Source organism: Pseudoxanthomonas sp. LjRoot204_2 (assembly GCF_056175765.1).
Window position 1 is genome coordinate 1 of record NZ_JBGFFG010000462.1, and the last position, 2,486, is coordinate 2,486.

Annotated in this window: 3 protein-coding genes; all 3 read right to left on the bottom strand. The window is 70.0% G+C overall.

Going from position 1 to position 2,486, the window contains the following annotated elements; genetic code table 11:
• Positions 1–244: 244 nt before the first annotated feature.
• Positions 245–685 (bottom strand): thioredoxin TrxC, encoded by a 441-nt coding sequence (gene trxC / locus AC04L7_RS16595; RefSeq protein WP_296278261.1) that lies wholly within the window; start codon positions 683–685, stop codon positions 245–247.
• Positions 686–717: 32 nt separating this feature from the next.
• The gene (locus tag AC04L7_RS16600; protein ID WP_435998145.1) at positions 718–2,070 is read right to left on the bottom strand and encodes a M24 family metallopeptidase; all 1,353 of its coding nucleotides are present in this window, start codon (positions 2,068–2,070) and stop codon (positions 718–720) included.
• Between the two features lie 124 nt (positions 2,071–2,194).
• On the bottom strand, positions 2,195–2,486 hold a 292-nt coding region (locus tag AC04L7_RS16605), incomplete at its 5' end, for a 2'-5' RNA ligase family protein (RefSeq protein ID WP_475513447.1).

Sequence of the window (2,486 nt, forward strand, 5' to 3'; positions counted from 1 at the left end):
GGACCGGAGGAAGGCGTCGAACGCGCGCCGCGCGTCCGATGCCGTCATCGGCTCGCCGACATGACGCATCAGCGCGTCGTCCGTGTAGATGGCGACATAGAGCGCTTCGTCCTGCGCGGCCAGCGGACGCAGGCGGAAACGCTCCGTCGCGAGTGTCGGCAGCGTCACGCCCTGGCTCCTCCAGCGTCCGGGCTGCTCGCACTGCGCCCAGCACGGCCATCGCGGGCGGGCATCGCCTGCGCCCTCACGCCCGTTGTCCCCGTGCCCAGCGCACGATCGCATCCGCCTGCATCGCCCCGCTTTGCCGCGCGATCTCGCGCCCGCCCTGCAGCATCACCAGTGTCGGAATGCTGCGGATGCCGAATCGGTTGCCCAGTCCGGGACTGGCTTCCGTGTCCACCTTGGCCAGGCGCATCGCCGGCTCCAGCGCCATCGCGGCACGCTCGAAATGCGGCGCCATCTGCAGGCACGGCCCACACCAGGGCGCCCAGAAATCGACCAGCAACGGCAGCGTGCTGCGCAGCGCATGGCGGTCGAAATCGGCCTCGCCCAGTGCCAGCGGCCGGCCAGTGAACAAGGCCTGGTGGCAGCGCCCGCAGCTGGGCGCCTCGGCGAGCCGCGCCGGCGGCACACGGTTCATCGCCGCGCAATGCGGGCAGGCGATCAGGTGGGCGTCGGCGCTCATGCGGGCATCCTATCGTCGGTGCGTACGGCGCGTCACCGCACAACGTGCCAGGCGACCTGGCGTCCAGCCAGGTAGGTCACCTTCGTTCCGTCGAACACAGCCATCTGCTCAAGCTTGATCTGCACGTTCTGCCCGCCCCACTCCGGCACATCCGCCTTCACGTTGCCCTCGATCGCGTAGACAGTGTCCGCATGCAGGGGCCAATCGCCTTGTCCCGGTGTCACGCCCTGGTTGTCCCACATGCCGATCGTCGGCCCCGGTGCGTGGCCCACGAACCCGACCGGATGCGAATAGGTGGACGCACGCAGCTGCTGCCGCGTCGCCTCGCGCTGCGTCGCCGCCAGGATCTCGTTGCCGGTGCGGCCAGCCACGAACTGCCCGGTCAGCACGTCCTGCCAGCGGTTGCCCCGGGCGAGCGCGGCACGCAGGCCGGCGGGCACGTCCGTTTCACCCGTACGGGCGACATAGGCCATTTCCTGGGTATCGGTGCACAGCTTGAGGTAGCACAGGCCCACGTCGGTATGCAGCACGTCGCCCGGCTGGATCACGCCCTCCTCGCCGCAGAACGGCGCGTCGTCGGTGCAGGCGGTACCGGCGCGCTGCAGGTTCACGTCCGGCATGAACCAAGGCGCCAGACCCAATGACTCGAAGCGCTGGCGGATGTACCACGCCACGTCGTCGGTGGTGGTGACGCCAGGCGTGATGACACGGCCCGAGAACGCTTCCGCGACCACGCCACGGGCGAGCGACACGATATGCGGATAGGCGGCGAGCTCACCCGGCGTGCGGGTCTCCATCCAGCGGACGACCAGCGTTTCCGCGGACACCAGCCGATCCCGCAGCGCGGCCGGCAACGCCGAGCGCAGGCGCTCGTGCAACGCATGCGTCAGTCCGTCGGCGACCGCCCATTCGTCCGACACGTCGATACCGATCCTGCGCGGATCGCGCGCCGTGATCAGGGCGCCGAGCGCATCCCATTGGGCCTTCAGGTCGCCTCCGGCCCACGCCGTCTCGTACGGCGCGCCAAACGGGTAGCGATTGATCGACAGGCGCTGCACGCTGCCGTCGGGCTGACGATGGAACACCAGCATCGTGGTGCGCCTCGCGGCGTGTGCGGGTTGCGGGACCAGCGTGAAGTACACCGGATCCTCGGCGTATTCGCGCGCGATCACCACCCACATGTCGAGATCGGCGTCCTTCATCAGCCGTGGCAGCAACGTGTCCAGCCGCTCGCGGAGCATGCGGTTCTCCGGATCGACCCGGTCGCGCGGCGCCAGTACCGCACCGACCTCGATCCCGTCCCGACCCTGCGTCGGCACCGGGGCCGCCTGGGATGCCGGCGCCATGCCGGCCAGCAACAGCAGCAAGGGAATGGCGACGCGCATGCGGGGACCTCGGGCGAAAGAGCCGTGACGCTAGCCGTCGTACCCCGATGGCGTCAACGCGGCGAAGCGCTCTTCGTGCATCCCTGCAGGACCGGCTCGCGGCCTGCAGGCGCGGATGCGGGACCTATTCCGCCAGCGACCACTCGCCCAGGCGCGTGTAATCCGCCTCGCCTTCGATGCTCTGCAACAGGTGCACCTCCTGCGGGTGCAGCACTACCGGCGGCACGTCCACCGGCGTGGTGCGGGGCGGCACATAGGCCAGCGTCAGGTGCGGCACGAAGCTGCGGCCGACATGCTGCTTGAAGCCTGCGCGCAGCAGCCGCTGCTGCAGGCTGCGCCAGAAAGCGACGACCGTCGGCGACGGGTGCAGGGCCGCCAGCGTCAGCGCCGGATGCTTCGGGTTGCCCAGGCACAGC